Raw genomic sequence first — 6,767 nt, 5'->3', positions numbered from 1 at the left:
GCGCCGCGTCGTCGGCCGCCGCGCCGCGCCCGAACTGGCGGGCCACGTCGGCATTGCCGTAGGGCACGCCCCCGCGGTGGGCGAGATCGTGCTGCCAGTTGCCGTTGACGATGTTGGTGCGGTTGAAGCTGTTGTAGCGGTTGACGTCGATGTTGACCTGGCGGTTCCACCAGTTGCAGCCGCCCCACAGGGCCGCGCCGGCGGCGACGCCGGCGCCGAACCACAGCGCGCTGCCGGCCACGTAGCCGGGCGGATACCAGGTCGCCGGCGGATAGGCCGGGTACGGCCAGCCGCCATACACCACGGCGGGGTCGTAGGCCGGCACGTAGACGACCTGCGGATCGGCCTGCTCGATCACGTAGACGGTCTTGCCGGCGTTCGACTGGGTCGAGACCTTCTGCTGCTTGGTCGTCTTCAGCTTGCCGGCCGCGTCGGCGCGGGCGCGCAGCCGCTGCACGGCGTCGAGCACGTCGCCCTGCTGGGCCAGGAAGGCGTCGCCGAGCTTCTGGGTCCAGTCGAGCTGGTCGTTGAGCATGGTCAGCGTCTGCGGCACCGCGACCATCGCCTTGACGCTGGCATCCCACGGCTGCTCCTGGAGGGCGTCCTGCAGCGCCTTGCCGGTGAGCTTGGCGTTCGCCTTCTGCCAGCGCGCCGCCTGCACGATCTCCAGCGGATAGGTCGACGCCATCAGCACCTGCGACAGGAGGTCGTCGGAGTAGAGCGCGATCGGGGCGACCAGCGCCTCGAGCTGCTCCCGCGACAATGTCTGCTGCTGGGGCGCGGCGGTCGCCCCCGGTGCGCCGGCCGCCGGTGTCTGGGCGACGGCCCTGTCGGCAGGCAGCATCGGGGCGAGCCCGAGCAGCAGCCCGAGGCCGGCGGCGCCGGCCAGCAAGGCCGGTCGACCGCGTCGCGGCCGGACGGTCGGAAGCGCGTTGGTGAAATGCAAGCGGCCCTCCTGAAATGCATGTCGCCGGAGTGGCGGGGCCGCAACCGTAGAGCCGCGAATCGCCCCGCTGTCTCGGGAATTGTACGTAGGCCGATGTGACGGGTCGGCGACCGTGACGGCGGCGGACGGTCGGGCCGATGCCCGTCCGGTCCGCGGTCAGCGCGCGCCCAGAGGGGCGCCGACCAGGCAGTTCCGCCCGTTCGCTTTCGCCTCGTAGAGAAGGCGGTCGGCCCGTTCGAGCAAGGCTTCGGCGGTCTCGCCCGGCCTCCAGGCCGCGATCCCGATCGACAGGGTGACGTGGCCGAGCATCTCCTTGGTGACGCGGCGCAGGAGCGGCCGCTCGGCGACCGCCTTGCGGATCTGGTGGCCGACCGCCATCGCGTCCTCGAGCGGGGCGTTGGGCAGCAGCACCGCGAACTCGTCGCCGCCGTAGCGGGCGACGAGGTCGCTCGTGCGCACATTGTTCTTCAGCGCAAAGGCGACGAGGCGCAGCACGTCGTCGCCGGTGGCGTGCCCATACTGGTCGTTGAACTGCTTGAACCGGTCGATGTCGACCATGGCGAGCGAGAACGACTCGGGCGCCTCGTCGGCGACCGCCCGGGCCGTCGCCTGGTCGAGGCCGTGCGTCACGGGCCTCAGACGGTCACGATCCACGGGAAGCCGACCGTGGTCGTCGTCGATGTCGAGGAGTATCGGCGCTTGCGTGGCCTGGAGCGGGAACAGGCGCCGTCACTTTCCGACCTGCTGCTGGCGCTTCCGCAGGATGGCGGGGAACTTCCTCGCGTCCGGACCCGCCCGCGTGACGTCGAATTCCGATGTACTCGAGCGATATCGTCGTTCATTCCGAGCTGCGCAAATCCCGACGCGATACCGGGCTCGTCGCGCGGTTCGAGGGCCAGCGATGTGCCGACGTGTTTCTCAGCGTGATCAGTATCGGCGAGATCGAAGGTGGCGTCGTTCGCCAGCGCGCCTCCAACGTCGAGTTCGCCACAACTCTCGCAGCACGAGGCTCGATCGCCTGCTGGCCTTTCGTGCGGAGCGAGCTGTTCCGCGTGACGACGGTGGGGCCGTTTTCGATCGCCCTTGCAGCGATCACGAGGTCGGCGTCACCGGACAGCGGAGTCGAAAAGCGATAGCCGACGCGTCCGACTCGGGCATTTCCGAATGGTCGGTGCGAGCGGGTCAGTCATCGACGCAGCCGGGCGGGTGACACATCGGGCCGGCCCCCGTCGCAGCGACGGCATTCCCGTGGTCGGCACCACGGGCAAGCGCGTCTGCAAGGGGATGACAGAGCTCTATCGGCCGCTCCATCTCGATCAGGCGCCCCAGACTTCCACCGGCGGCTGGCCGTCCGTCTTGATGCAGCGGTCATTTGTCAAGACGGGGTGATCGTCTTGTTATCAAAACAAACGTCGATCAAACAAATTATACCAAGAGGTGTGAAAGTTCGTGGCAGCCGTTGCGACGGACTCGTCCACTTCGAAGTCACGGCACCAGCAAGATCGGGCCGCTCCCCAGTTTTCCGATCACAAAGGGCTGTTGCCGGAACTTGGTCCTCCGAAGCACCTCGTCACGAACCCGTCCGAACACGGTGCGCACGTCGAGCCCCCGGGTGCGCAGGTGGGTCAGCAACGCGGCCGTGAACGCGCCGTGCGGGTCTTTCGTCTCGACCCTCGTCGACCCGAGGCCGGTCGCGAACACGATCAACGTATCGGGATCCCCGGGGCCGGCCACGGTCGAACCCAGCCGCTCTCTCGAAGACGCGTCGAGCGATTGGACCATGCTGACCGGCAGCTCGGCGCGAGCAGTGTCGAGGAGAACGATCCGCAGGCGCGAGACAGCCCTGCACTCCTCGAGGTGACGTGCAACCGAGAGCGCCTCGTCACGGTGATCAGCGTCACGCTCCGGGTCGGCGTCCACGGGGACGAGATAACTCGATCCATCACCCTCGACGGCGAGCCCTGCGTAATAGACCACGACGGTGTCGGCGCCCGCGCAACGTTTCGCCAGATCGCGCAGCGCGCGGCGCATCTCGCCTGCGCCGAGGTCGCGATGGACGTCGACGCGTCCGAAGCCGATCTCCTTCAACGTCGCGCCCACGGCCTCGGCGTCCCGGGCGGCCGTCGACAGGGGCGGCATGCTCCGATAGGCGGAGTTGCCGATCGCCAGTGCGATCCGCTCCTGTGCCGTGGCGGGTGCGACGGCCCATCCCATCGCGAGCAGGACGACGGCGAGGCGACCCATCGGTCGTTCCTTTCAGCTCCGGAGGCAAATCGAATCCAATGTGAGCGACATCGATGCCCCGATCGGGGCCGGTCCACTGTGATGCAGGTCACGGACGACCAGGAGGTCGTACGGCGATATTGCGGCTCGGGCCTCGGAGCCCGAACGGGCCGATTTTGCATCGGCCGGTGCAATCGCGCGATCGGAACCTTGACCAGTCGAACCGTGAGAGCTGCGCCGATGTCTTCCTACGAACCCAGTCCCGAAGTCGTCGAGGCGACGCAAACTGCAATCGTCTCCACATTGCCGTTCGTCGCCCGCGCGGCGGCGAAAACGATCCCGGCGAGTCTGAGACAGCGTGCGACGCGCGAGGCGCTAGCCCGCGTCGTCCCTGGCGCGCTCACGGCCATCGCACTCACCGGAGCAGAAGGTCACGTCGTTCCACTGACGCGGAGCAATCGCCTGACGGAAGCCGTGCAGAACAGTCTGCTCGCCCGCATCGTCGGCCGTTTCACGCCCGCCGGGCTGACGGATTTGGTCGCCGCCTTGTCGGACGAGATCCGCCGACTGGCGCAGTCGCGATACTCGACCGGGTCCTGGCGTCTCGAACTCGACGGCGACGACGCCGTGCTGATTTCGCACGGCGCGGCACCGATCGAGCATGCCACCGAGACCGTGACAGAGGCGTTCCTGGCGTCCTTCGAGACGCTCCGCAAGACCGGCTCTCGGATCGTCAACTTTCACCCGAACGACGACGGTGATACGCGGCCGCCTAAGTAGCCGAATGAGGACATCCGATGACGAGCGTGTCCGGCGCGAGGACCGATCATGGTTTATGCGCCGCCCCGCGGCGAACCTCAACAGTACCAGGCCCACGATCCGGCTATCTGAAGGTTTCGTGCCGGCACGGCTCGCCCGGACGGGCCCGCAATGACGAGGGTCAGCGCGAGCGCTTCGATCGCTCGCGCTGCATCCTCGGCGGCAGAATAGTCTTCGCGGGCGAGGCAGGCCTGATGTTCTTCGAACGCCGACCGCACGCCAGCGTATCCGTCCCTCGGCTCGAATCTGCAAACGTGCCAGGGGAAATCACTGGCTTCTTCATCGTACCACATGTACCCGATGATCTCGGCGCCACGTTTCAATACATAGCTCGGCTCCTCGGCCTGCCCCTCCTGCGGCGGTTCGGAGGATCGCAATCGCCAGCCGGGTCCCGAAACGTGGCGGAGTAGGTCGCGGTTGTCCGGACGAACGACCGTGGACCGCCCGGAACCGCGGGGGAGCGCGAACAATCGTTTGATAGACTTGCGAATCCATTTCATCGCAATCGCCCCTTTGTCTGCCAATCCGGTCGGACCGAAACTGGTTAGGCCGCATAACAGGTCTCGGGTTTGGCGAAGTCTCTGACCCTGGAAGCCCACCGGCTGAAAGATGCTCTCCAGCAGTTTGTCGCGTCGGTCGGGCCGTTCGATCGTTGCCGGGAGCCCGAGGAACGGGTTGGTTCGAGCCAAGGTGGCTCCGGGCATAGTGGGACGCCGCGGAAGAGTGTCAGCGGGATGCGCGGGTGACCTCCTCGGTCCGCAGGATCAACGGCATGGCTTTGGGGTCAAGGGCCCTTGGGGTTGAAGGGCGCAACGACTGCGTTTGCCTCGGTGGTGAGGGAGGCAAACACATCCGAAGCGACCTCGCCTTCCTTCACCGGTCGGACCGAGGTCCAGTTTGTCCGCCGACCAGGCAGTTCCGCCCGTTCGCCTTCGCCTCGTAGAGATGGCGGTCGGCCCGTTCGAGCAAGGCTTCGGCGGTCTCGCCCGGCCTCCAGGCCGCGATCCCGATCGACAGGGTGACGTGGCCGAGCATCTCCTTGGTGACGCGGCGCAGAAGCGGCCGCTCGGCGACCGCCTTGCGGATCTGGTGGCCGACCGCCATCGCGTCCTCGAGCGGGGCGTTGGGCAGCAGCACCGCGAACTCGTCGCCGCCGTAGCGGGCGACGAGGTCGCTCGTGCGCACATTGTTCTTCAGCGCGAAGGCGACGAGGCGCAGCACGTCGTCGCCGGTGGCGTGCCCATACTGGTCGTTGAACTGCTTGAACCGGTCGATGTCGACCATGGCGAGCGAGAACGACTCGGGCGCCTCGTCGTCGACCGCCCGGGCCGTCGCCTGGCCCAGGGAGAAGTCGAAATACTTGCGGTTCGCCAGCCGGGTAAGGGGATCCGTCATGCTCTCCAGGCGCAACGTCTCCATGTTCTCCTGGAGGAGCCGGAACTGGTGCTCGGACTGCTGGAGCTGGGCCTGGAGCAGCGAGTTTGTCTGCTGGATCGCGTCGGTGGAGCGGACCAGCGACCGGATCAGCTCCGAGACCGACAGGTCGGCGCCGCCGGTGTCGAGGGCGTCGGCCGCGCTCTGCAGGTCGATGCCGTAGCCGGCGGCCGAGCCCGACGCGACCCGGATCACGTTCTCGACCTTGCGGGTCTCGGCGCCGAGCGCCTCGCCGACCGACAGCAGCTGGCCGAAATGCCGCTCGGTGGCGAAGTGCCGGTCGTGAATGGCGTTCAGCCGCGTTCGCGACAGGGCGCCCGGGTCGATCTCCTCGATGTCGCGGTTGAGGGCCGGGTTGTGGCCTTGGAAATACGTGAACCACACCGCGAAGGTCGGCGGATCGGGCACCTGGCCGAGCCCGCGAATTCGCTCCAAGGCTCTGAGGGCGATCGCGAATGCCGTCGCGGGATCGGTCGTGGCGGAGGTCTGCGTCATGGCCGCGTTCTGCAGGGAGTGAGGGCGATGCCAGCGTCCGAAGTCATGTGCACGCACCGGCAACCGGTGGGCGTATGTAATGTGACCTGGACATGGTTGACGAGACATTAAAACGGTCGGGCGATACCATTCTATGCGAATTCGGCCACGCCTCGCCGGATTCGGCGGCTGCCCCGCCAGGCCTCGGCCCGGATCGCTTGTTCGCCTGCTAAGCCTTTGTTATGAGCGGCCCGCCCCCACCTCGGGAACCGAAAGGCTGGCCTCCTGATGCGCGTCGCAATGATCGGCACCGGCTATGTGGGGCTCGTGTCCGGGGCCTGTTTCGCCGACTTCGGTCACGAGGTGACCTGCGTCGACAAGGACGCCGGCAAGATCGCGGCCCTGCAGGGGGGCGAGATCCCGATCTACGAGCCGGGGCTCGACGCGCTGGTCGCCTCGAACGTCCGCGAGAAGCGGCTCGACTTCACGACCGCGCTCGCCGGGCCGGTCGCGGCGGCCGACGCCGTGTTCATCGCGGTCGGCACCCCGTCGCGGCGCGGCGACGGCCATGCCGACCTGTCCTACGTCTACGCCTGCGCCCGCGAGATCGCGGCGGCGCTCGACGGGTTCACCGTCGTCGTCACCAAGTCGACCGTGCCGGTCGGCACCGGCGACGAGGTCGAGCGGATCATCCGCGAGACTCGGCCGGACGCCGAGTTCGCCGTGGTGTCGAACCCCGAGTTCCTGCGCGAGGGCGCGGCGATCCGCGACTTCAAGCATCCGGACCGCATCGTCGTCGGCACCACGGACGAGCGCGCCCGCAAGGTGATGACCGAGCTCTACCGGCCGCTCTATCTCAACCAGGCGCCGC

9 protein-coding genes are annotated in these 6,767 nt (G+C 67.7%); 4 read left to right on the top strand and 5 right to left on the bottom strand.

Annotation, left to right across the window (positions count from 1 at the left end; genetic code table 11):
- Nucleotides 1-946, bottom strand: a 946-nt coding sequence (locus ABTU92_RS26485; protein ID WP_408094588.1) for a DUF3300 domain-containing protein, incomplete at its 3' end; no start/stop codon positions are given.
- 156 nt (nucleotides 947-1,102) lie between these two features.
- On the bottom strand, nucleotides 1,103-1,600 hold the full coding sequence (locus tag ABTU92_RS26480) for a GGDEF domain-containing protein (RefSeq protein ID WP_408094587.1): 498 nt from the start codon (nucleotides 1,598-1,600) through the stop codon (nucleotides 1,103-1,105).
- Here ABTU92_RS26480 and ABTU92_RS26475 point away from each other — a divergent pair.
- Entirely contained in the window at nucleotides 1,568-1,873 is a 306-nt protein-coding gene (locus tag ABTU92_RS26475; RefSeq protein ID WP_408094586.1) for a type II toxin-antitoxin system prevent-host-death family antitoxin, read from the top strand. The two genes, ABTU92_RS26480 and ABTU92_RS26475, sit on opposite strands and share 33 nt — an antisense overlap.
- Nucleotides 1,762-2,082, top strand: coding sequence for a hypothetical protein (locus tag ABTU92_RS26470; protein WP_408094589.1), 321 nt, complete (start codon nucleotides 1,762-1,764; stop codon nucleotides 2,080-2,082). The genes ABTU92_RS26475 and ABTU92_RS26470 overlap by 112 nt, the downstream gene beginning before the upstream one ends.
- A gap of 349 nt (nucleotides 2,083-2,431) precedes the next feature.
- Here ABTU92_RS26470 and ABTU92_RS26465 read toward each other — a convergent pair whose 3' ends face one another.
- Nucleotides 2,432-3,190, bottom strand: a complete 759-nt coding sequence (locus tag ABTU92_RS26465; RefSeq protein WP_408094585.1) for a caspase domain-containing protein — start codon at nucleotides 3,188-3,190, stop codon at nucleotides 2,432-2,434.
- Between the two features lie 219 nt (nucleotides 3,191-3,409).
- Between ABTU92_RS26465 and ABTU92_RS26460 the strand changes: the two genes are divergently transcribed.
- A complete protein-coding gene (locus ABTU92_RS26460; protein ID WP_408094584.1) occupies nucleotides 3,410-3,949 on the top strand; it encodes a hypothetical protein in 540 nt (179 codons plus the stop codon).
- Between the two features lie 77 nt (nucleotides 3,950-4,026).
- Here ABTU92_RS26460 and ABTU92_RS26455 read toward each other — a convergent pair whose 3' ends face one another.
- Both ABTU92_RS26455 and ABTU92_RS26450 read right to left on the bottom strand, forming a co-directional pair.
- On the bottom strand, nucleotides 4,027-4,677 hold the full coding sequence (locus ABTU92_RS26455; RefSeq protein ID WP_408094583.1) for a hypothetical protein: 651 nt from the start codon (nucleotides 4,675-4,677) through the stop codon (nucleotides 4,027-4,029).
- Nucleotides 4,678-4,861: 184 nt separating this feature from the next.
- Nucleotides 4,862-5,917, bottom strand: coding sequence for a GGDEF domain-containing protein (locus ABTU92_RS26450; protein ID WP_408094582.1), 1,056 nt, complete (start codon nucleotides 5,915-5,917; stop codon nucleotides 4,862-4,864).
- Nucleotides 5,918-6,184: 267 nt separating this feature from the next.
- Here ABTU92_RS26450 and ABTU92_RS26445 point away from each other — a divergent pair.
- Nucleotides 6,185-6,767, top strand: a 583-nt coding sequence (locus tag ABTU92_RS26445; RefSeq protein WP_408094581.1) for a nucleotide sugar dehydrogenase, incomplete at its 3' end; no start/stop codon positions are given.

It is taken from the genome of Rhodoplanes sp. SY1 (assembly GCF_046000175.1).
Classification (GTDB): Bacteria; Pseudomonadota; Alphaproteobacteria; order Rhizobiales; family Xanthobacteraceae; genus Rhodoplanes.
The sequence above is the reverse complement of the archived record's forward strand: the minus strand, read 5'-3'. Positions and strand labels throughout refer to the sequence as shown.